The organism is Candidatus Cloacimonadaceae bacterium, assembly GCA_030693415.1.
In the GTDB taxonomy this organism is placed as follows: Bacteria; Cloacimonadota; Cloacimonadia; order Cloacimonadales; family Cloacimonadaceae; genus JAUYAR01.
The window spans coordinates 1-23,280 of sequence record JAUYAR010000037.1; the positions used below are offsets into that span (position 1 = coordinate 1).

The following is a 23,280-nucleotide window of genomic DNA, read 5'->3' on the forward strand; positions in this document are numbered from 1 at the left end:
CTTTAACAGTGGCATCAACTACCAAAGGTAATCTCTTTCTTCTCGGGTCCATGTGTATCTCCTCTTGATAAGTATTCTCAAGAGATAAGATAATCCGAAACCAAGACTATGCAACATTAAATATGGGACGCTCTACTAGATTACAAATATTTGAAATCCAGCCCCAAAGCAATGTTCAGTCTGTGAGTCGAATAATGCTTAAAATAGTACGAAAATCACTGTTATATAAAACAGGCGTTGAATACGGAGACTTCACAATAAACCATGTTTTAGGCTGCTCTCATGGTTGTTTGTACCCTTGTTATGCTTTTATGATGGCAAGAAGATTCGGAAGAGTGAAGGATTATGAAGAGTGGATTCACCCCAGGTTGGTAGAAAATGCTATTGATTTGTTAAAGAAGGAGTTACCTAAGTACAGAAATAAGATCAAATCAGTCCATCTCTGCTTCACAACTGATCCATTTATGGTCGGGTATCATGAAGTTCAAGAAATGAGCTTGGAGATTATTAAACTGCTAGATTTTCATGGTGTAAAATGTATCGCTCTTACAAAAGGTACCTTGCCTATCGAATTAGCTGGTTTTCAAAGAATACATGAATGGGGGATTTCATTAGTTTCTCATGATGAAAACTTCAGAGCATCGTTCGAACCATTTTCATCTTCCTATGAAGATAGAATCCTCAGTATGAACTGTTTGCATGATCAAGGATGTAAAACTTGGGTTAGTATTGAACCTTATCCAACTCCTAACATATTAGAACAAGACATTATTAAACTTCTTGAAAGTGTAGAATTTGTAGATAGGGTAATATTCGGCAGACTCCATTACAACTATTTAGTCGGTCAGTATAAGCATTATCAGGATTTTTATAATAATTCTGTTATCCAAGTTGTTGACTATTGTGTTTATCATCAGATGTTTTATCATATTAAAGCAAAGACCATAACCGAAAACAATAAGGAGAATGCATGCCTTACGAAAACTCGGCAATCAATCTTGAAACTCGTTTAGCTATAACCATTCAGGAAGAGGCAGTATAATGAATCCGATTAACGCGTTAGTGGATGATTTTTATAAATTTCTACGTCAGAAGACCACGGTCAATTTGGATAATGTTACCAACTGGACACAGATAACGACACCTTTTTTGGGCTTATTCAACGATTCCATTGAGATTTATGTGAAAAAGGAAAAGGAAAAGCTAATCCTATCTGATGATGGCGAGACCATTCACAATCTGGAGTTAAGCGGGGTATCCCTTTCTCGTTCCGCCAAGCGTAAAGATATTCTGGAGAGTATTTTGCTAAACTATGGCGTCACGCTAAACAAGGATTCCGAATTGACGATTGAAGCAAATGAAAAGAGTTTTCCACAAAAGAAATTGAATCTGTTAGCTGCAATTTCGGAAGCCAATGACCTTTACGTCTTGTCCAAGCAAACCGTGGAATCGGTGTTTAAAGAGGAAGTTCAGTCTTATCTGGAAGAACAGAGAATTATCTACACTCCTCATTTCATCTCGAAGGGAAGCACCGGACTGGAATTCACCTTTGATTTTCAAATTGCTTATTATCATACTGAGATTGTAATCAAAGCATTTAATACAGTAAATAAAATGAATTTGCCTCATTTCTTATTTACCTGGAGTGATATCCAACAAGTTCGTGAACGCCAATCAGGGAAAAGAGTAATTGGTTTGGCAATCATCAACGATACTGACCGGGAAGTAAAGTCCGAATACTTGGAAGCTTTAACCAGCAAGGAAGCAGATTATATTCTGTGGGAAAACCGTCATGCTCCAGGAAGTATTTGCAAATTAAAAGCCGTGAATGAATAACTTGTATTAAATTGGAATATGCTAATTTAAGTATCAAAAGCAGTTGTCGTCCTACAGTTCCAATGAAAGGGCGGGAATGGAGTATGTGTTCCAGAGAGTCCTATAGGATTCAGGTCTGAGTCGTATTCGATCTGATCATCTTTGATCCAAGAGGCAAGGGCTTTGATGTAACCTTGCAGCCTTCCAAACTCCCTGATTCTTTTGTGCAGTATATTCTGCAAGTCCCTGCCGGTAACTGTGCTTTTCACAACAAAAAAGAGCCGCCGGCAGGGGGCGCCGACGGCGAATCGGACAAGGATGTCCGTTGTGAGACCTAAGCAGGGAAGCTTAAATTATTTTAGTCCAAGGCTTTCAGGAAGGAGGGCAGATCAGTGCGCGGGGTCAACGGCATTGGGATTACCTCATCCTGATTCCTTTGATCTTTATCATCCTTTTTGGCTGGCTGGTTGATATTGAGACGGGTGAAGATATCTTCGATCTCTTCATCGTCGGATTTTGTTTTCGTGATTTGCGGCCCGGTGCCCGGCTGGCTGATTGGGAGCTTGGGAAAATCCAGCACTCGCTGTCCTTCGTTGCGGTTCAGACCGGTGGCGATGATGGTGACGGATACCTTGCCGACCATGTTGGGATCGATGATGATGCCCATGATGATGTTTGCGGCAGAGCCGGTCTCGTTGACGATAACGGAGGAGACTTCCTCAAATTCATTCATGATGATGTCTGGTCCGGCGGTGACGTTGATGAGCAGGGATTGGCAACCGTGGAGGTTGATATCGCTCAAAAGAGGATTATTGATAGCTGCCTTGGCTGCCATGACGGCACGGTTGTCTCCTTCTGCGGTGCCTGTTCCCATCAAGGCGTGTCCCATGTTTTGCATGATAGTTTTCACGTCCGCGAAGTCCACATTGACCAAGCCGCTCACGTTGATGATGTCCGAGACTGCCTTCGCGGCTTCAAAGAGGATGCCGTCTGCTTTGTGGAAAGCGTTGATCAGGGTCTGGTCGGCATAGATATCGCAGAGCTTGGAATTGGGGATGATGATCAAAGTATCCACATACTCGCTGAGGTTGCGGATGCCTTCCTCCGCGTTGCTGTGGCGTTTTTTGCCTTCAAAAGTGAATGGAGTGGTGACGATTCCGAGAGTGAGGATGCCCAGCTCGCGAGCGATCTTGGCGATCACGGGAGCCGCGCCGGTTCCTGTTCCGCCACCCATACCGGCGGCGATAAACACCATGTCCGCGCCCTCGAGATGAGATTTGATGTCGTCCTTGGATTCATCCGCGCTGCGGGAGCCGGTATCCGGATTGGCACCGGTGCCGAGTCCGCGAGTTAGTTTTCTGCCGATCTGGAGTTTCATCTTGGCTTTGGATTTGTGCAGATCGGTGATGTCCGTGTTGGCAGCGATGAATTCCACGCCGAAAAGATCGTTGGCAATCATGGTGTTGATGGCGTTTCCGCCGGCTCCGCCGACTCCGACGATCTTGATGTTGGTACCGATCTGTGTGGGTTTTTCGTCAAATTCGATCATTATTTCCCCCTTTATGGTTGTGTGAAGTCTTTTAGAACTTTCTTTATTTTATCGAATATCTTTAGTTTTGAGAGTCCGCTCAGCATTGAAGAGCCGCTTTTGAAATCCCTGCCCAAGCTTTCAGCATAATAGAGCATGCCCAGCGCCGTGGCGAAAGCGGGATCGTCCAGCCTGCTGATCATACCGTTGGTGCGGGAAATATCGGGAACGGAGATCTTGACGTGGAGGTTGAAGGCGTTTTCCACCACCTGGGCGATTTCCTGCAGCTTGGCGCTTCCGCCGGTGATCACGATTCCGGCGGTGATCAGTTCCGGAGTGTAGAGGTTTTTGAGCTTGTTGTAGCAAAGCGCGAGCATCTCTTCAACGCGGTGCTGGATCACATGGCTGACCAGTTGTTGAGATTTGCGTTGATTTGCGCGTCCGCTGATGCCTTCCACCTCGATCTCGCTTTTGGGATCTACTCCGGAAGCGAGCGCGATGCCAAACTGGGTCTTGATGTATTCGGCATTGGCGATCGTGGTCTTGAGCCCGATGGCGAGATCTTCGGTGACCGCTTTTCCCGCCATGGGAACGACGATGACCTTTTCCAGGGTGCCGCGGTTAAATAGCGAGATATCGCAAGTGCCGCCGCCGATGTCAATCAGGATCGTGCCGAGGCGTCTTTCATCGTCGGAGAGCACCGATTGACCGATGGCGATGTGGTTGAGGACAAAATTATCCGGATCGACCTCATATCCTGCAAGCTCGATGCATTTGCTTAGGTTTCGCATCGGAGTGACGTCCGCGAAGATCGTATAGACGCGGGCAATGAGATGAAAGCCGTTCATGTTGATCGGATTGTGGATGTCATCCTGACCGTCGATGATAAAGCATTGCGGGATGCCGTGCAGGATTTTTGAGCGTTCGAAGCCTTTTTGGATCTTGACGCTGTTTTTGGCATCGTTGATCACCTGTTCCACGTGCTCGATGCTGATCTCTCCGGGTTCGTTGGGACTCATGGTCGGAATCGAGATGCGTCCGTCACCCACATGCGTTTTGATGTGTTCACCGGTGATGTTGACGTAGATATTATCGGCTTTGATGCCGGCGATCTTTTCCGCTTCCTCAAGGGCTTTGCGGATGGTGTTTGCCACAGCTTGAATATCTTTAACGACGCCTTTTTCGATTCCTTCGGACGGAACTTCGCTGATACCAAGGATTTCCAGACGCGAATCCTTGCCCGGACGGGCTATTATCGTCCTTATAAAGGAGGAGCCAACATCCAGAGCAGTTATCGTATTGTTTTTCATTTACTTACCTTCCTTTACCACCACTTGGTTATCGAAACGCAGATCGACCAACGAATTGCGGTCGATATTGCCGTTGTCTTGAACGAACAGATAGCGTTGTAGTTGTTTGGCAATGTTATTTTCACAGGGAATTATCCGCGTTCCATATTTGGCATCGACAAGATAGATCGTGTCGTCGATAAAATAATACTCGGAGATCAGGGGGGAAAAATCAGGAGACTGGGCGCAGATATCCTGATGGATTTTGATGATGCGTTTCAGATATGGCTTTTGGAGCTTCGTGCCGCTTGTCAGTTGTTTGTTGCTCAGATAGGTAGCCACAATCGGCAGATCCTCGCGATAGATGTTGTCCGGTTTCTCCAGCACGACAGCGTCTTTGTCGATGGGAAAGAGATCACCTTCCACGCTGCGCAGATAGAGCAAGCCGCTGCGTTCTTCGATCTCACAAACGAGCGTGTGCAGCAGGCTCTTTTTGATCTTCACGTCCTTGACCCTCGCAAAGCGGAGAATCTTTTTCTCGATCTCCGAGGAGGGGATGGACAAGAGATTCGTATCCATGTAGGGATTGATGATAGCGATGATGGTGCTGTCCGATATGCTGCTATTGCCGCTGATCTTGATTTCCTGAAGATCGATCCACGGAAGGTTCACGCCAACTAAGTACGCTGCGGCGCCCACGCTGGTGACAATCACGAGCGAAAGCACGAAAAACAGGTAGTACCTGCTGTTGCCACGGCGTTTGCGGGTTTCAGTTTTCAATTCAGCACCTTATTGTTATTTATATAGTTTAGAACGATATTGGCGTAATATGAATAATCCATGCTATGTCTCTAAGTTACTAAGATTTTTATACTTACTGTTTGTGTCAACTGATTTTTGCAGCGAAGCCAATATTTCTTCACCATATTGCCAGACATTGCCAGCGCCCATGGTAACTAAGATGTCATTTGGCATCAAGATAGCCAATGTTTTTGCCACGATATCGGCGTTAGATTCAATGAGATGAACGTTGTGATGTCCGGATTGGATTGCGACATCGGCGATGAGTTTGGAATTGATGCCGGGGATCGGTTCTTCGCGAGCGGGATAGATCGGTGCCAGGACAAGGCAGTCGCAGGAAAAGAAGGCTTTGCCGAATTCCTCGAAGAGATCTCTGGTTCTGGAATAAAGGTGCGGTTGAAAGAGCGCCACGATTCGCCGGTCGGTGCTGTCCTTGAAACCTTCGAGGGTTGCGAGAATCTCGGTGGGGTGATGCGCATAATCGTCATAAATGGTGATATCCGCTTCCGTTCCCTTGAGCTCAAATCTGCGATAGACCCCGCTGTATTTGGCAAGACCGGCTTGGATAAACTCAAAGGGAACATCCAGTTCCAAGCCAATACCCGCAGCTAACAGCGAGTTTTGCACATTGTGTTTTCCGGTGACGTGCATGGAAATCCTCCCCAGTTTTTTGCCCATGTAGCTGAGGTCATATTCCGTAACAAAGTTTTGCATCACAATATTATGCGCCTGGATATCCGCTTGTCTGGAAAGCCCGTAGGTCACGATCTTTTTATTGATCATGGGCAGGATTGCCTGCACTCCGGAATCGTCCAGACAGCAGATGACGCTGCCGAAGAAGGGAACTTTGTTGGCATATTCGATGAAAGCGCCCTTGATGTCGTCCAAATTGTGATAGCAATCCAGGTGATCGGTATCGACGTTGGTGATTCCCGCGATGCAGGGAGTCAAAGAAAGGAATGAATGATCATATTCATCGGCTTCCACGACGATGTATTTGCCGGAGCCCATGACGTTGTTGGAGCCAAAGTTTTTGACCTTGCCGCCCACGATGATGGTGGGATCGAGTCCTGCGGTTTCCAGCACCAAGCCCGCCATCGAGGTTGCGGTGGTCTTGCCATGCGTGCCGGAAATGCCGATGCTAAAGCTCATACGGGTGATTTCCGCCAACATTTCAGCGCGGCGAATGACGGGAATCTTGATCGCTTTGGCGGCAACTATCTCAGGATTGTCGTCTCTGACGGCGGAGGATTTGACTACGACATCGACCTGGCTGATATTGGCGGGATCGTGCCCTTCCACGATTTTGATGCCGATTTCTTCAAGATGTTTGGTCAAATCGGTCTTTTTCAAATCCGACCCGCTGATCTCGAGTCCCTGGTTGTGGAGGAATTCGGCGATGCCGCTCATACCGATGCCGCCGATGCCGATAAAGTGGATCTTTTTAGTTCTGCCTAACATGATCTTTCTCCTTGTCGGACAAATGATTGATGAGATATTGCGCGATGTCCGCGGCATGGGTGTTTGGTTTCAATTGTTTGAAACGGGCATGGAAATCCGCCTGATGGGTGTCTATGTAAGCTATATTTTCGCAGAGGGTTTCGGTGTTCAGATGCTTTTGTTCGAGCAATATTGCCAAACCGCGTTTTTCCTGTTCTTGCGCGTTAAAAAACTGATGATTTTCAGCCGAACTGGGAAGTGGGATCAGGATCGCGGGCAAAGCTTGGTGTTCAAGCTCAGCCAAAGTCAGCGCACCAGCCCGGCAAATCGCTATTTTGGCTTTTGGGAAGAGGGAGGTAAGCTTGGTGGAGAAATCAAACATCAGTAGCCCGGTTTTGGATGAGTGTTTCGCTTTGAAGGTCGCGTAGCCGGTTTTCCCAGTCTGCCAGATGAGCTCAAAACCCATGGACTGGATTCTGTCCAGAGCTTTATCGATGGCGTTGTTGATCGCCAGGGATCCCTGAGAGCCGCCGGTGACGAGGATGATAGGTTTCGTTCCGCTTAGTCCGTATTTAGAAAAGTCAAAATCGCCCTCATCGTTTTCACGCTCCATGATCGGCACTCCGGAATCGATCAGATTTCCCTTTTTAAGGTGTTTTCTGGCTCCGGGGAAGGAAATGAAGGTCGCTTTCAGATACGGCGCAAAAAGCTTGGTCGTGATGCCCGGCAGGCTGTTGCTTTCATGGAAATAGCAGGGTATCCGGCAAAGCAAAGCAGCGAGAGCAACGGGACCGGATACGAAGCCCCCGGTGCAGAGAACGGTTTCCGCCGAGAACATTTTCAAGATCGTAATGCTCCGCAAAGTGCTGCTGAGCAGATAGAATGGAAAAAGCAGATGAGAAAGGCTGAGCTTGCGATAGAGCTTTTGCACATGGATGCCTGCAAAGGAAAATCCCGCTTCGGGTACGAGACGTGATTCCATCGAATCACGATTGCCGATGAAGAGACATTCGTGTCCGAGTTTTTGAATCCGCTTCGCGATCGCGATCGCGGGAACGATGTGTCCGCCGGTGCCGCCGCAGCCAAAGACGAATTTCATACTTGTCTCCGTTTGGCACTGATATTCAGGATCACGCCCACCGAGGCGGAATCAATGATCAAAGCGGTGCCTCCGTAGCTGATGAAAGGAAGCGTATTCCCGGTGGCCGGCAGGATGGACATCGCCACTCCAGTATTGACCAAAGCGTTGTAAAATATATTCATTGCCAACCCGGCACAGAGAAATTTCAGATATCGGCTCTCTTGGGTATTCGCGATACGGAACGCCCTGAAAAACAGCAGGCAATGCAAACCAAAGACGATCATCGCTCCGATGAAACCAAATTCTTCTCCGATAATGGTATAGACATAGTCCGTGCGCGCTTCGGGGAGATAATAGTGCTTGGCGCGTCCGCGTCCAATTCCGGTGCCGAAAATGCCTCCGCTGGTAAGCGCGGTGAGGCTTTCCTTCACCTGATATTCCTCGGCAGCGTTGGTGGGTTCGGGGCGGTTTCTCAAAAACTGGGTATAGATCATGTAGGTGCGGATGCGGTTTCCGCGATATTCTGCACCCATAGTGATGACCACGACACCCAGCAGCATTGCCGCTAAAACAAGAATTCCGACGATGCGTTTTTTTGCTCCTGCATAGGTGAGCAACGTGAGCAACGTCAAGCCTCCGATCACGAGAGTACTGAGGTGGCGTTCCAGGATGATGAGGGTGAAAGTGGCAACAGCGACGGTAAGCATCGGATAGAAGTGTTTCAAAAAGTCAAGCGGATTGGATTCAAGGAGTTGATTATGTTTTTTATCCAGATATCCGGCAAAGAAAAAGACCAAAGCCATTCTGGCAATAAAGCTCGGCTGCAAACCGATGAACCCGAGATCAAGCTGCCGTGTGGCGCCCTTAACGGTATTTCCCTGGATCAGCACGATCACCAAGAGTAGAATGGCGAAACCGACAAATGGATAGTTCAGAACCCTAAGCTTCTCAATATTGAGGTAATGCAAAACCAGGATCGCGGTCAGGACTCCGAGGGCTACGAATACAACGTGGCGGTAGAAAAAGTTCATGGAGCTCTGCATGGAAGTGATATCCAGCATCACCAAAATGCCGATCAGGCACAGCGTCAGATAGGTGAAAAAAATCACCTTATCATAACTGATGATATAGTTTTGAGCTTTATTTCTTTTCATTTTCCATGGCTATTTTGTGCACTATATCCGTGAATGTCTCGCCGCGATGCTCGAAATTGCGGAATTTGTCGAAGCTGGCGCAGGCAGGTGACAAAACGATGATATCTCCGGCGAGGGATTCCTCAAAAGCCGTCTTGATGCACTTTTCAAAATCGTTGATGCAGACCAGCGGAATCTTGCCCAACCAAGCCTGACGCATCTTTGCCTCCGTCTCACCGGTGATATAGACTTTCAGTGCCCAGGTTTTGAGCATCTCCGTGAGCACGCTGAAATCCTCGCCTTTGTCGCTGCCGCCCATCACCACACGGATGGGACGTCCGAAAGACATCAGCGCGGATTTGACCGAATCCGAATTGGTGGCTTTGGAATCGTTGTAAAAGCTTACCCCTGCGATGGTAGCCACATATTCCAGGCGATGCGTGAGCGGTGCGAATCCCACAACGCTGTCCAGGACAAGAGGAACGTTGTCGGTCAGCGCAGTCACACTCAAAAGCGATGCCATTGTATTGGCATGATTGTGGGGACCCTTGATGCTCAGATCATGGATGGAAAGACGCTGTTTTTTATTTAAATAGATAAAGACGCCGTCGATCCAAGCATCGGTATCCGGGGCTTTCTTGTCCATTGAGAAACGGAGAATTTGGGAATTGATCGCATGGATATTGTTCATGATCGGCGGAGAATCGATGTTGATCACCGCAAAATCGTCCTCAGTCTGGTTTTCGAAAATGCGGAATTTGGATTTACGATAGTGTTCAAAAGTCTCATATCGGTTCATGTGGTCTGGCGTAATATTCAGCAGCACAGCCACATCCGGCTTGAAAGTATCGATCAGGTCAAGCTGGAAACTGCTCACTTCGAGGACGATGAAATCATAGCCGGGTTGGTGGATGGGGAATCCGCAAAAGGCGTCTCCGATATTGCCGGCAAGTAGCGTTTTGTATCCCATGCCCTTCAGAATATGGTAGATAAGCGAAGCGGTGGTGCTTTTTCCATTGGAGCCGGTGACCGCGATGATCTTGCTACCCGGATCTTTGATCTGATAGCCGAATTCGAGCTCGCTGATCATGTGTATTCCGCGTTCGCAGCCTTGTTTGATGATCGGTATATTCAGCGGGATTCCAGGGCTCACGATCCATTCGTCGCATTCAAAGAGGCGTTCGCTATGACCACCGAATTCACATTCGAAATCTCCGCACAGTTCTTCCGTTCCCTCGATCTTATCCCTTGGATGCAACTCGCTGAGAAAAGCGTGTCCGCCAAACTCCTTGATCTTATAGGCAGCTGCGATCCCGCTGCGAGCCAAGCCCAAAATACCATAGCGTCGGTTTACGTCAAACATAATGTATCCTTGTCATCTTAATTTTATCGTGCTTAAGCCGAACGCCACCAAAAGGATCGCGATGATCCAAAAGCGGATGACGATCTTGGTTTCGTGCAGACCCTTGAGCTCAAAGTGGTGATGGATCGGTGCGCAGAGAAAGACCCTTCTGCCCGTGCCATATTTCTTTTTTGTGTATTTGAACCAACTGCGTTGCGTGATCACGGAAAGGGTTTCGATCACAAAGATCATGCCGATGATCATGAAAAATATCTGTTCCTGCAAGAGAACGGATATTACCGCCAGGATGCCTCCCAGCGTGAGCGAACCCGTATCTCCCATAAAGACTTGCGCAGGATAGGAATTGAACCACAGGAAACCGATCAAAGTGCCCACCAGAGCGGAGATAAAAACCGTCAACTCGCCGGCGCTGGGCAAAAACTCCAGATTGAGATACCCCGCGGCGATGAAGTTTCCCTTCAGATAAGACATCACGCCCAAACCGACTGCGGAAAAAACCAGAGTGCCGGCTGCCAGACCGTCCAGCCCGTCGGTAAGATTTACTGCATTGGAAGTGCCGACGATCAAAAACACGACGAAGGGGATAAACATCATCCCCAGTTCGATATAGGTGTTTTTGAGAAATGGAATCTGCAGGGCAGAAACGCTATCCGAATTGCCGCTGCCGTAATAGATCGCCAGCGTGAGCAATAACGCCACACTGATCTGTCCCCATAACTTGTATTTGGGCACCAAGCCCTTTTTGGATTTGACGAAATTCTTCAGATAATCGTCCAAAAATCCGAATACCCCCAGCCACACCGTGGTGAGATACATCAACAGGATGGAGCTGTTGCTGAGGTTGTTCCATAAGAGCGAGGACACCATCAAGCTCGTCAGAATGATCAGACCTCCCATCGTCGGAGTGCCGGCTTTGACGAAGTGTTTTTCCGGAACGTTATCGTCGATGATTTCCACAGCGGCATGGCTTTTAAGCATACGGATGAACCAAGGTCCCACCAAAAGAGTAAGCACCAGCGAAGTGATAAATGCCGCGATCGAGCGGAACGTCACATAGCGGAGGACGTTAAACGCGATGCTGTATCTTGCCAGAGGGAACAACAGATGGTATAGCATTTAGCCCAATCCTCTCTTCAGATGGGGGAGGCATTGCTCCAAATGGACTCCGTGCGACCCTTTGACAAGGATCACGCAGCCGGATTTGATCTCATTTATAATTTCGCTCTCGAGCATTTGGGCGACGTCCGAAAAGTGCGCACCGCCTCCCAGTTCCGCGTCAAAGTGGTAGGCACGGGATAGATTCCCGACGGTGATCAAGCGGTCAAATTTGTGCTCTGTCAGCATCGCGCCGATCATGGCATGATAGCTTTCCGAGCCGTTTCCGAGCTCAAGCATGTCCCCCAAGATAGCGAGATGCGGTTTTTCCGGATGCAGAAAGCGCCAAAACTCGATTGCTTTTTGCATGGAAAGCGGATTGGCATTATAGCAATCTGCGATCAGAATGCTCTCCCCGATGTGCTCCACTGCCATGCGTAATCCGAGATTCAGAGGTTGCCCAAGCGCTTTCCTCATCTTCTCTACCGGGATGTGGTGGTGCATGCCCAGAGCGATTGCATAGGCTGCATTTCCGATGAAATGAGGGAAGGGATAGGAAAGGGAAAAATCGCTTCCGTTCAGTTTGAAAGAGATCGATTCCTCAGCGCGCTCGATATCGGTGATCCGAAAATCCGCGTCTTCACAGTATCCAACCCCCTTGCCCTTTGCCTTGTATTCCGCGAATCTGGGATCGTCGGCGTCAAAAAGCCGCAGATCGAGTGGACGCTCAAAGAGAGCGGTTTTTTCACGATAGACCCCGTCTTCATCGATCAAAGTTTCCAGGTGCGAGGGACCGATATTGACGATGATTCCGCAATCAGGCAATATGATGTCTGCCATGACTTTGATTTCGCCGAAGTGATTGGTGCCAATCTCAAATACTGCATAGTTATGCTCGGGTTTGATCCTCCTGATGGTGTTGCAGAGCCCCATCAGGTTGTTTTCGTTTGCCAGATTTTTCAAAGTGGGCTTGTGGCTGCCAAGTATCTGCCCGACAAATTCTTTGCAGCTCGTCTTGCCGGTGCTGCCGGTGATGGCGATCTTGTAGGGATCGAACATCAACAGGTATTTCTGGCAGAGGGCGGCAAGGCAATTCATCGTAGAGTCTGTCCATTTAATTGAGAATTGAGAATCGAGAATTGAGGATTGAGAATTGAGCATTGAGAATTGATGATTCTCCATTCTTTGTTCTCGCACCACGAGGTTTGCCGGGTCTTTGAGCACATTGCCGATATAGTGATGTCCGTCAAAGCGTTCGCCCTTGACAGCGAAGAATACGGATCCGGATCTGATTGTGCGGCTGTCTGTGGATAGATAATGATATAGTTTCGGCTCTTTGTAGCCGCGTGGGTTTTCGATTGACATATTGCCGCATAGGATATCGAGCATCAGTCCGTCGATGGGGATCACGAGCTTGTCGTCATCTTCCATCAGAGTTTCATCGCTTTGAGAAAGGATCGCTCTCACTACCTCGTGGTCATCAAACACTTGCTTGACGCCCTCGATCTCCTGATAGGTCTCGTGTCCTTTTCCGCAGATTAGAACTATGTCCCCCGGTTTTGATAGCCGCAAGATGCTCCTGATCGCTTCCCGCCGGTCTCTCACGATCCACCAGGGCAGGCAGGCATGGGCTCCGCTGGTGATGTCCAGGATAATGGCATCCGGGTTTTCGCCTCTGGGGTTATCGTCACTGATGATCACGGCATCGCTGTTTTTGAGAGCCGTTTGAAGCATCAGCGGGCGTTTGCCTTTGTCTCGATCTCCGCCTGCGCCGATCAAAGTGAGGATTCTACGGTTAGCAAGGTCCCTGCAGGTTTTGAGCACGTTTTCGATCGCGTCCGGAGTGTGGGCATAATCTATGAAGATGCCGATGCCGCGGTCATTTGGTATAAGCTCAAATCTGCCGCGCACGGGCTCGATATCTTTGATGCTTGCGGAAATCTGCTTTGTTTCAAATCCCATGAGACTCAAGGTCGCAGCCGCCAATGCGAGGTTGTTTACATTGAAGTTTCCCAGCAAGCGGGATTCGATATTGATCTCGCCTTCTCGGGTTTGCAGGCTGAAACTACTGCGCTCGAAGCCGGTTTCCACATCCTTTACCACGAAATTGGCGTCGGCATGACCCAGCGAGAACGAATAAGCGCCCGCTTGGATGAGCCGAGTGTGGATGGTTTTACCAAAGGGATCGTCGATATTGATGAGCGAAACAGCTTGTTTCCGCTTCGAAGTATCGAAGAGCTTGAACTTCGCCGCGCCATATTCTTCCATGTTGGCATGAAAATCCAGATGGTCACGGCTAAGATTGCTAAACAAGCAATAATCAAATTCCACGCCGTAAACGCGATCCAGCGCCAGGGCGTGTGAGGAAACCTCCATAATCACATAACTGAGCTCGGCTTTTGCCATGCGGGCAAAAATTGAATTCAACTCGATGCTGTCGGGAGTGGTGTGATCGGTTTTATATATTTCGTCGTTGATCTGATAACCGAGGGTGCCGATCAGTCCGGCTTTAATCCCCATGCTTCTGAGGGCTTTGAAAAGGATGATCGAAGTCGTCGTCTTACCGTTGGTTCCGGTGATTCCCACGAGGCGGAAATTGCTTACCGGATTTCTGTAATATAGCTTTGCGGCAAGCGCGGCGGCTTTGCGGGAGTCACTCACTCGGATGGATGGAAGCTCGTCGTTGGATTCGGTTTCGCGGATGATCAGAGACGCGCCTTTGGCACTGGCGGCTTCGATAAAGTCATGCCCGTCATGGCTGAAACCCTTGATGCAGATAAAGATATCACCCTTTGATAACAGACGGTTGTCCGTAATCGGAGCGCCTTCGATCCGGGTGAGGTCATCAATGCCCTTGCTTTCTATAAAAAGCCCATGTTCTTGCAGGATCTTGATCAAATCCCCGATCTTCATAACGTTGCCTCTACTAAGCAGGTGGCGCGGGGAAGTATTCTTGATCCCGGTTGGATGGATTGTCTGCGCACGATCCCACTGCCTTGGATACTAAGCGCAACATTTTGGCTGCTTGCAAGCTGCAGCGCTTTTCGGAGAGTGAGTCCGCTCAGATCCGGCATGATGTCTTTGTCGATTACCGGATGGGATTTGTTTGCGCTTTTTCCGATCCGGATGGTGATTGGGTGGTTGCGATCGACCGAGACGTTTGCCTTGGGAAATTGATCGACCACGATGGATGAGGAATCCGCTCCCTCGATTTTGTATAGAAATCCATAGCGGTTCAATATCGCCTCTGCCTGGATGAGCGGCTTGCCCTTCAGATCCGGCATTTTAAGGGTCGATTGCATCAATCTTTCATTGAAGGCGAGGATCTTGCAATTTGGCATAAAGAGGATATCCTCCACAATTTTCTTGAAGGTCGGTGCCGCGCTGGTGCTTCCATAGTGAAAACCGATGGCGGGTTCGTCATAGAAGACCACAATCACCATCTGTGGGTTCTCGGCGGGAAACATGCCCACCCACACTGAATTGTATTTGCCACTGGAATAGCCGCGTGTGCCTTCGACGTTTTTCTGCGCCGTGCCGGTCTTGCCGGCGAGGCTGATATAGTCCATCTTGATATGCTTGCCCGTGCCGCGGTCCACCACTGCCTGCATATAGGTCACGATCGTGTCCGCGACCGCTTTTCCGCTAATCTGGCGCAAAACAGTTGGTTCAAACTGTTCCACGACCCTGCCGTTTTCATCCAGATAGGCATCCACGATCATCGGTTTCATAAATTTACCGCCGTTGGAGACGGCGCTGAAGGCTGCTGCGTGTTGCATCGCGGTGACGGACATCCCCTGTCCAAAGCTAACCGAGTGCAAAGTGTAGGAATCCCAATTGTCCAGCTTGCTAAACATCCCGCTGGATTCTCCGTAGAAATTGAGCCCGCTCTTTTGGCCATAGCCCAGGGAAATAAACTTTTCATAGAGCTTGACAGATCCGACGCGTTCCGCCAATCTCGCCACGCCCACGTTGCTGGATTTGGCGATGATGTCCATGCCGTTCAGCGGACCATAATAATGGGTGTCGCTAATGGTTCTGCGCCCCACTTGATAGGTGCCGCAGGGGATCAATTCGGTGGGAGTGATGGCTTTGTTTTCGATCACGGAGAGCATGGTCAGCGGTTTCTGCGTCGAGCCTGGTTCAAACATGAAAGATAGCGGGATGTTTGGTCTCACCCTCACCATGCCGGGATCGATTGTTCTGTCATCTGCCGCGACGCCTGCCAGAGCGAGGATTCTTCCGGTGTGAGGCTCCATCACGACTGCGCCTGCGTTTTTGGCGTTGTATTTGATAACGCCATCATACAGCGCGTTTTCCACGATCTCCTGGATGCTGGAATCGATCGTGAGGCGCACGCTGAGACCGTTCACCGGCTTTTTTTGATGCAGATTGGGGTAGGGAACTCTTTTCTGATTGGCGTCCACGACATATTCGCGCCAGCCGTATTCACCGGCAAGCATTTTGTCATAGGTTGCCTCCACACCGCAGATCCCTTTGAGTTTATAGAGGGATTTGCTCATCGTGGCGGGGTCGAATCCGTCCGATTCCGCTTTGACGGAACCGAGCAACCGAGCTGCCAAAATATCTTTGGAATAGATCCTGCGCATTGAAGAAAAGCTGTGAATCAAGCCCGGGAGTTGGCCTGTTTCGAAACAGCGGATGATCTTTTCCAGCTCCGATTCGCGGATGCGGTTCGTGATTTGAATGGAATTGAGGCGGTTGCCCATCCTGAGGCGTTGCAATACCTCGTCTTTTCCGATCGAAGAATTACCGCCAATTGCAGCTGCGATCTTTTGAAAGCCTTCTTCGAGGGATATACTTCGCCGCCTTGCCCAAAGGTCCACTGCAGTGCGATCGATATCTATCTGATAATGGCTGATCGAACTGACCAGGAGGCTGCCGTTGGCGTCATAAACCGCTCCGCGGGTGGGGATCAGGATTTCTTTGTGCGGAGTGTAGCGGACGCGCCGGTCGCGGGATAGATTGAAGGGATCAAAGACTTGCAGGCTGAACAGATAGACCGTCCAGAGAACCGCCACTGAGGCAAACATGAAAACCAAGAATACATATCTGGATTTCATCTTGTCAGTCCAATATCACTTGCACTTCTTTGGCGATCGCTTTGGAAGCGATCAGATCGACGATGCAATAGTTTCCTACTTCCTGTTGAGCGCCGGGTTCGTGGATATAGATGATTTTTCCCTGTTGCTGCCGGGGCACGAAATTGCCTAACTCGATACGGACGAGGCTGGCGATGTGCTTGCCGCTGCGCAGATCATCATGTTCGACCCACATTTCCGTGTTGATGTTTTTTTCCGCGGCTTGTGTTTTTTCCAGAGTGGAAAGCAGGCGGGTATAGCCTAATACTTTGTTCGCGTTCCAGAAATTGAAAAACACGGCAAATACCAAAACAATAATCAGGATGATCGATCTTCCTCTCATGATTCCCCCATGATCTTTTCCGCTGCCCTCAACTTGGCGCTGCGGGAGCGTTTGTTGGTTAAAACTTCGTTTTCGTCCGCGCAGAGCGGGTTCTTGGTCAATATTTTTAGGCTGCGTTTGTGTCCGCAGATGCATTTGAGTGCCTGCGGAGGGCATTTACAATCCAGCGCGGCATCGCGAAAAATGTTCTTTACGATTCTGTCCTCAAGGGAGTGATAGCTCATGACCACGATCCTGCCTCCGGGCGAGAGCAGATGGATCGCGTCCGTCAATGCGGGGCTGAGGACTTCCAATTCACGGTTCACATGGATGCGTAGGCTTTGAAAGATGCGCGCCTTGGTCTTGAGCGATTCCTTGCTCCCTATTCCAGCGACGGATTCGATCACGCGGGCAAGCTCTGTGGTGCTTTTGATCTCTTTTGCGGAGCGATAGGTCTCTATCGCTCTGGCGATTCTGCCGGAGTGCTTTTCTTCACTATAGTTCCAGAAAATGTGGGTCAATTCGCGCACCGGAAGTTTGTTCACTGCGTCGAAGGCGCTGGTCTCCTGTTCGCGGTTCATGCGCATATCCAATTCCGCGTCGGTGTCAAAGCTGAAACCCCGTCTGCCATTGTCCAATTGATGGGAGGAAACTCCCAGGTCAAAGAGTATTCCGTCGATGGAGGGGATCTTTCTCAGTGCCAGTTCGCTGCGTAGGTTTTGGAAATTGGCATGGATAAATTCCACCCTAGCCCGATGGGCTTGTAGTGTGGTATGGGCATGCTCGATGGCTTCGATATCCTGATCAAAAGCAAAGAGCCGGATCGAAGGCTCGTGATCAAACATCGCCGAGCTGTGTCCACCACCGCCCAGAGTGGCATCAACATAGATCCCGGCAGGCACGAGCCTGAGATACTCCACGCACTTGTCTGCCATCACGGGTTGGTGGTATTTGCTCATAATTACTGATAGTGTTTGGTGCTAAATTTCTTGCGGTGAATGTCTTTCTTGTCTCTGAGGACTTCCTGGAATTCCTCAGGATTCCACAAGGTGATATAGTGCAGCTCGCCTTTGATGATCACTTTGTCCGTGATATTGGCATCGATAAGGAGTTGCTCGTAGATGCGAATCCTACCTGGTCCCTCAAGTTCCTGCTCTGTCATCGCAAAATCTATCATCTGGGTGCGCAATTCCTGGTCTTCCTCACCTCCAGTGGCGAGACGCTCCAACCTACTGTACCAGCAATCCAGCGGATAGATCGCGATAGTGTTATTTGGTCCCAAAGTCACCACCACGGTCCGGTTTGCTTCCGCGGCAAATTTCTTCTTGAAAGCCGCGGGAATGATCACGCGCTGTTTGTGGACGGAGTTTTCAAAGTATCCGGTAAACTGACCTGACATACTGACGACCTTTAATTTTCATTTAGTCCCTTTTTTCTATAACTTCAATACTATCGATAACATAATCAACGCTATAACTGAGTTTTTTTGACTTTTTTTGACATATTCTGAGATACTGTGGTGCTTATATGACATACCATGTTTTATGTCAAGCACAAAATGATTTTTTTTCATTTTTTTTGAGATTTCTTGAATTTTCTCGGTTCTGAATCGCCGGTATCCCCGTCTACGAAGGCTTTTTCGCCAACGCCAAGTTTGACAAATAATGATGACATATCTGGTAAAATCCCAGATTCCACACCCTCATTCATACACAATAGTTTTGCAAAGTGCAAAATCACATGAAACGCTACCTCATGGAACGCCGACGTCCCCGTCGGCGACAGCAGCAATGAACCTGACACATCCACCAATTTCGTAAACCGATCCACAAATCTGTTGCTGATCCACAATCTGTAACTGATCCTGCGGACCCGAACCGACGGGGACGTCGGTAGTTCCATAATCATGGAGCGCCGACGTCCCCGTCGGCGACAGCAGCGATGAACCTGCCAGATATGCTCAAATTGAGTACTTTTTCATCATGCTCCAACATCTAAAAGATATAAATCCGCGTAGAGCTGGATTTTGCCTATATAAAAAAAAAGAGCCGCGGACGCGGCTCTTGCGGGTAGTGACCGGACAGGTTATCCTGCTTCCTCGATCGTTCCCATCCTTCTCAGTGGGCAGGCACTCAGGATGGTTCACGTTTCACATTAAAATCAGCTTCCCTTTTTTGGCAAGTTCTTTTTCATCTCTTCTATCACCCTATCGGCTAATATGGCAATATAATGAGATACATCTTTGTGAGACGCGATACCTTTACAGTGGAAGGTTTTATTATTGCCGGATATCCTTGCGTTGGAATGGTAGAGTACGATAGTGCAGGCATGAAAAAGGAGCTGCCGAAGCAGCTCCTTTTGATATTATTTGGACAAAAGCATCTTTCGGATGGAGGCATAATCCCCGCTACGGAATCTGTAATAGTAGATGCCGCTGGCAAGAGCTCTGCCGCCAGAGTCTCTACCGTCAAAGTTTATCAGGTAGTGCCCAGGGCTTTCGTGAATTCTTTCATAGGAGCGCAGCTTCTGACCACGGACGTTGAAGATATCAAGGCTGACATATCCAGCTTTGTGGATGCTGTATCCGATCGTTGTATTGGGATTGAAGGGATTGGGATAGGCTTGCCTTACTTCGGTGACCAAAGGGATATTTGGGATGCCGTTATCAGTGGAGGCAGTAGTTATATGGATCGGTCCATGATACTGTGTCCAGCCGTCCATGTCCATGCTTTGCAGCCAATAGTAATAGATTGTTCCCGCTTCGGTTTCGCTGTCCGTGAAGCTATAGCTTTGCTGCTGGGAGGTGTTGGTAGCGAGGATCAGCGGAGAAACCATGATCGCTGAATCGAGTTGATCGCTATCGTGCCTGTGCAGATAATAGCCCAAGGCGCCGCTTTCCGTCTGAGTGACCCAATCCAGCCGCACGTAGTTCTGGTTGCTGAGTACCGCGTTAAAGGAAGATAGCGTCACTGGGAGTGTGCTGTCCTGGTTGTTTGGAAACGCGAGGATCAGGTATTCACCCGCTTTCGCGGTAGGGATGGTGATGGCGAGCGAACTGTTTGTCCACGAACCGGTGTTGGTGATCAGGTTCCAGCCCCCGCCTTCTCCGAGGAGGTAGGCAATCCTGTTCGGCACAAAACCCAGGTTGTGGATCACGTTGATCGTGCTGCCGGCAAAGCTCCCTCCATAGAAACTGAGGCAAAGCCCTGCCTCCGGCAGATTTACTTCCGGTGGCGCGTAGGATGTTTTGACGATGATGAAATCAATATCACCGCTCAGATTTGTTACCGTGATCTGTGGAGATAAAGGATTGGACTGAGGATCATTGACAGGTGGTGGGGAGACAGAGACTGATTGATTGATTACCACTGCCGCGTCGCTCTGAGAGCCAATGATGACCCTGATGTTATCCACGGCAATTGGAGGTTGAGTCCCTGCGCTATTGTCGTTGAACCAGGTAAAAACGAGACGTTTTGTTTGTCCCGAAGGTGCTGTCCCCAGGTCGATGGTGTCTTCCTGCCAGGTGTTGTTCAAATTGTAGAGAGTGCCGATCTGCCCCGATCCAAGCTGAGTTCCGGCTACGGGAGCAATCGAAGGATCGACGAGATAGACCTTCATTCCGTCAAGAGTGGTTTGTCCGTTGCCTTTCCAGGCAAAGCGAAGCTTGAAACCTTCGGTCGAGGAGGGAAAAACGATGCGCTGATATAAATGGGATACCGATGCATTGGTCAAAGAGTATGCATTGGAGGTTCCAGCGTTGTTGCTGATATATGCGGACTTGATGCCGGTGTGAGAAATTGCATTTCCGGTCTCCCATATATTGGTCTGTGTGCCGTTCACGGTTTTCCACCCGTTCCATCCAGCTTCAAAGCCTTCTGCGAAGGGTGCTGTCAGATCCCCTTGATAAAGTGGAAACGTGATATGATCGATCCAGGCACGATCGCTATTTGAAGAAACGGTGCCATCCTTGGAATATGTCCAGCTAAAAGTCCTGGCCCCTGCTGAAACCGCATAGCTTTGCATCGCCCATAGCCCGGCGCCGGACCATTGCCCTTGCTGGATTCCGTCGATAAAGAACCGGAGATAATCATAGCTTGCTTCGGAGGAAACTCTTTGATAGAAAGTAATGTTGCCCGCCTGAGCTACATCAAGCTGGATGGATAAGGATGAGCTCTGATTGTGGGTGATCGCTCCCGAGCCGGCTGCATAGTTTCCATAGTATTTTTCCACGGTTTGGGTTGTCCATGGTAGATTGCCGGAATGTGTCCAGTCCAATGTATTGAAATTGTTTGTTTCAAATCCCTCGTCGGCGGGATATAGCAAATTGACGATGATCTGAGCAGCAGTTATGTTATTGTCATTATCGATCGCCTTTGCCACGATCGTATGATTTCCCAAGCTTGCTCCGCCGCTGTTCCAAAACCATGAATAGGGGGCGGAGTAATCGATAAAAACCGGTGTCGGCGAAGCATCGAGATAGAACTCGACCCTTACGACACTCCCCGGAGCGGGATCCTGTGCATTGACCAAGACATTGATCTGATCACCGATGATGAGCTTTTCGCCGGTGAGCGGTTGGGTGATTACACACGTCGGAGGGTTTAACTCGATCAATGTCAGCGCCGCGTTTGCGTTGATCATGCCATATCCTGTGAAGCGATCCCATCCTGCACCGCCATCGATGGTCATATCCGTGGCGGAACTTGTGAGCACTGAACGAATCTGGGCAGGAGTGAGTGACGGAGACTGAGATTTGAGCAATGCGGCGACTCCGGCAACGTATGGCGTGGCGCAGGATGTGCCATTGAACCACATATAATAATCCGTGGTGGAATATCCCGTCGCACCTGAAATATCGGTGGTGGGGAGAATCGTGGGAGCGGTGATATCCACCGATGCCCGATGATCCTGAGGTTCGGACGTTTTACAGTAGATCGATCCCCACCATGTTTCACCGTCGGATGAAGTATAGCTCTTTCTCTGTGCAGTGGGACTGGCAGCCGCGACACTGATCACGTTGGGGTGATTGGCGGGATAGTTCACAAAATCCTGAGTCGTGTTTGAGGAGCTATAGTTTCCGGTTGCGGCAAAAATACACACACCCTGATTGTAGGCATAGGCGATGGCATTGTCCGTAGCGGAATCGTATCCGTAGGAAACATAGGCGCCCAGACTGAGGCTGACGATGTGGGCACCGTTGTTTGCCGCGTAGGTGATCGCGTTGGCTATCGCGGTAAAAGTCATTGTCCCTGCTGAGTTTGCCACCTTCAAGGGCATGACGCTGCTGCCACCGGCAATTCCAGTAACGCCGAGACTGTTGTTTGCCCTTGCCGCTGCCACTCCGGCACACGCGGTTCCATGTCCCTTTTGGGAACTGTCGTCCATCGGATTATTGTCGTTATCCCCAAAATCGTATCCAGTCACCAGGCGCAAATCGAGATGCGCGGTATCCACACCGGTATCTATAATAGCGATGATGACCGCGGCGCTGCCATATCCCTGTGATTTGTCCCAGGCAAGCTGTGCGCGGCTGTCAAACCCGATCGTTCCCACTCCGGGACCGGAATGGCTGCCGCTTTGATACACGGGAAGCTGCGCGGTGTTGTTGTGTCCCCAGTTATTTGGGTAAAACGTATCGTTTGGAACCGCAGTGCTATAGGCAAGGTATTCCAAAATGGCGTCCTCGACATAGCGGTTGGCTTTGAAGGACGCAATTGCAGCTGCGACATCTGCTTTTCCATCCAACAGGATGACGAACCAGCGGTCAAAACCGGTGTTCGATTCCCAAGTTTGGTCATCTACTCTGCGATGGGCACGAATGATCCTTCTGCCGCTATAGCGGGCGAAAAGCTGATCCAGTTCGTTGATTCCAAAGCTGCCGGCTTCAGCGTAGAGCCCTTGCGGAAGCGAAGTTCTTAGGATGGCATCGGAGCTGAGTTTGATCTTGATTCTGTCTTGGGCAAAAAGCGGTTTCTCTATATTTTCACCCGGTAGCGCGTCTGCGCAGAGTAAACCAAAGGTGAAGAATATAGTCACAAGTAATAATAGTGTCGTTTTCATGGCAGATCCTTCATGGGTATCAATTATTCTTTAAATGGGAGGAAATTAGGGAGGGGGATATTTGTCAACCACAAAGTTCAAACAATGTTGTTTTTGTGGGTAAAAGATGTAGCGCAGCATGCCGATGCTGCGAAGGTGGAAAGGTGGAACGCCGAATCTCATCTCTCTCCTCTTCCACCTTTCCATCCTCACATTCAAGATAAATCCTTGACAATAATCATGGATGAGAGAGTTGTGTTTCAGAGAGCAAA

The 23,280-nt window shown here is 49.3% G+C and carries 17 protein-coding genes; 2 read left to right on the top strand and 15 right to left on the bottom strand.

What is annotated here, in order from left to right:
- Nucleotides 1–194 precede the first annotated feature (194 nt).
- Nucleotides 195–1,013 (top strand): hypothetical protein, encoded by an 819-nt coding sequence (locus Q8M98_02440; protein ID MDP3113613.1) that lies wholly within the window; start codon nucleotides 195–197, stop codon nucleotides 1,011–1,013.
- A gap of 28 nt (nucleotides 1,014–1,041) precedes the next feature.
- Nucleotides 1,042–1,836, top strand: coding sequence for a DUF1828 domain-containing protein (locus Q8M98_02445; GenBank protein ID MDP3113614.1), 795 nt, complete (start codon nucleotides 1,042–1,044; stop codon nucleotides 1,834–1,836).
- A gap of 337 nt (nucleotides 1,837–2,173) precedes the next feature.
- Here Q8M98_02445 and ftsZ read toward each other — a convergent pair whose 3' ends face one another.
- The 15 genes from ftsZ to Q8M98_02520 all read right to left on the bottom strand — a co-directional run bounded on the left by ftsZ (nucleotide 2,174) and on the right by Q8M98_02520 (nucleotide 23,029).
- On the bottom strand, nucleotides 2,174–3,364 hold the full coding sequence (gene ftsZ, locus Q8M98_02450; protein MDP3113615.1) for a cell division protein FtsZ: 1,191 nt from the start codon (nucleotides 3,362–3,364) through the stop codon (nucleotides 2,174–2,176).
- 11 nt (nucleotides 3,365–3,375) lie between these two features.
- Nucleotides 3,376–4,653, bottom strand: coding sequence for a cell division protein FtsA (gene ftsA / locus Q8M98_02455; GenBank protein MDP3113616.1), 1,278 nt, complete (start codon nucleotides 4,651–4,653; stop codon nucleotides 3,376–3,378).
- Nucleotides 4,654–5,412, bottom strand: a complete 759-nt coding sequence (locus Q8M98_02460; GenBank protein MDP3113617.1) for an FtsQ-type POTRA domain-containing protein — start codon at nucleotides 5,410–5,412, stop codon at nucleotides 4,654–4,656. It abuts the gene before it with no gap.
- A gap of 63 nt (nucleotides 5,413–5,475) precedes the next feature.
- Nucleotides 5,476–6,894: a UDP-N-acetylmuramate--L-alanine ligase gene (gene murC, locus Q8M98_02465; protein ID MDP3113618.1), complete on the bottom strand. Its 1,419-nt coding sequence runs from the start codon at nucleotides 6,892–6,894 to the stop codon at nucleotides 5,476–5,478.
- Complete coding sequence (locus Q8M98_02470) at nucleotides 6,878–7,972, bottom strand: UDP-N-acetylglucosamine--N-acetylmuramyl-(pentapeptide) pyrophosphoryl-undecaprenol N-acetylglucosamine transferase (GenBank protein ID MDP3113619.1); 1,095 nt, start codon at nucleotides 7,970–7,972, stop codon at nucleotides 6,878–6,880. The genes murC and Q8M98_02470 overlap by 17 nt, the downstream gene beginning before the upstream one ends.
- Nucleotides 7,969–9,108: an FtsW/RodA/SpoVE family cell cycle protein gene (locus tag Q8M98_02475; protein ID MDP3113620.1), complete on the bottom strand. Its 1,140-nt coding sequence runs from the start codon at nucleotides 9,106–9,108 to the stop codon at nucleotides 7,969–7,971. Before Q8M98_02475 ends, Q8M98_02470 begins: the two co-directional genes overlap by 4 nt.
- On the bottom strand, nucleotides 9,095–10,450 hold the full coding sequence (gene murD / locus Q8M98_02480; protein ID MDP3113621.1) for a UDP-N-acetylmuramoyl-L-alanine--D-glutamate ligase: 1,356 nt from the start codon (nucleotides 10,448–10,450) through the stop codon (nucleotides 9,095–9,097). The genes Q8M98_02475 and murD overlap by 14 nt, the downstream gene beginning before the upstream one ends.
- A 12-nt stretch (nucleotides 10,451–10,462) precedes the next feature.
- Nucleotides 10,463–11,566, bottom strand: coding sequence for a phospho-N-acetylmuramoyl-pentapeptide-transferase (mraY, locus tag Q8M98_02485; protein MDP3113622.1), 1,104 nt, complete (start codon nucleotides 11,564–11,566; stop codon nucleotides 10,463–10,465).
- Nucleotides 11,567–14,458: a UDP-N-acetylmuramoyl-L-alanyl-D-glutamate--2,6-diaminopimelate ligase gene (locus tag Q8M98_02490; GenBank protein ID MDP3113623.1), complete on the bottom strand. Its 2,892-nt coding sequence runs from the start codon at nucleotides 14,456–14,458 to the stop codon at nucleotides 11,567–11,569.
- Nucleotides 14,455–16,629: a penicillin-binding transpeptidase domain-containing protein gene (locus tag Q8M98_02495; GenBank protein MDP3113624.1), complete on the bottom strand. Its 2,175-nt coding sequence runs from the start codon at nucleotides 16,627–16,629 to the stop codon at nucleotides 14,455–14,457. The genes Q8M98_02490 and Q8M98_02495 overlap by 4 nt, the downstream gene beginning before the upstream one ends.
- Before the next feature lie 4 nt (nucleotides 16,630–16,633).
- Nucleotides 16,634–16,990: a hypothetical protein gene (locus Q8M98_02500; protein ID MDP3113625.1), complete on the bottom strand. Its 357-nt coding sequence runs from the start codon at nucleotides 16,988–16,990 to the stop codon at nucleotides 16,634–16,636.
- Nucleotides 16,987–17,928 carry a 16S rRNA (cytosine(1402)-N(4))-methyltransferase RsmH gene (gene rsmH, locus Q8M98_02505; protein MDP3113626.1) on the bottom strand — a complete coding sequence of 314 codons (942 nt, stop codon included), beginning with the start codon at nucleotides 17,926–17,928 and terminating at the stop codon, nucleotides 16,987–16,989. Before rsmH ends, Q8M98_02500 begins: the two co-directional genes overlap by 4 nt.
- Nucleotides 17,929–17,930: 2 nt before the next feature.
- On the bottom strand, nucleotides 17,931–18,368 hold the full coding sequence (locus Q8M98_02510) for a protein MraZ (GenBank protein MDP3113627.1): 438 nt from the start codon (nucleotides 18,366–18,368) through the stop codon (nucleotides 17,931–17,933).
- Nucleotides 18,369–18,538: 170 nt separating this feature from the next.
- Nucleotides 18,539–18,799, bottom strand: coding sequence for a hypothetical protein (locus Q8M98_02515; GenBank protein MDP3113628.1), 261 nt, complete (start codon nucleotides 18,797–18,799; stop codon nucleotides 18,539–18,541).
- Nucleotides 18,800–19,333: 534 nt separating this feature from the next.
- Nucleotides 19,334–23,029, bottom strand: coding sequence for a S8 family serine peptidase (locus Q8M98_02520; protein ID MDP3113629.1), 3,696 nt, complete (start codon nucleotides 23,027–23,029; stop codon nucleotides 19,334–19,336).
- Nucleotides 23,030–23,280 lie beyond the last annotated feature (251 nt).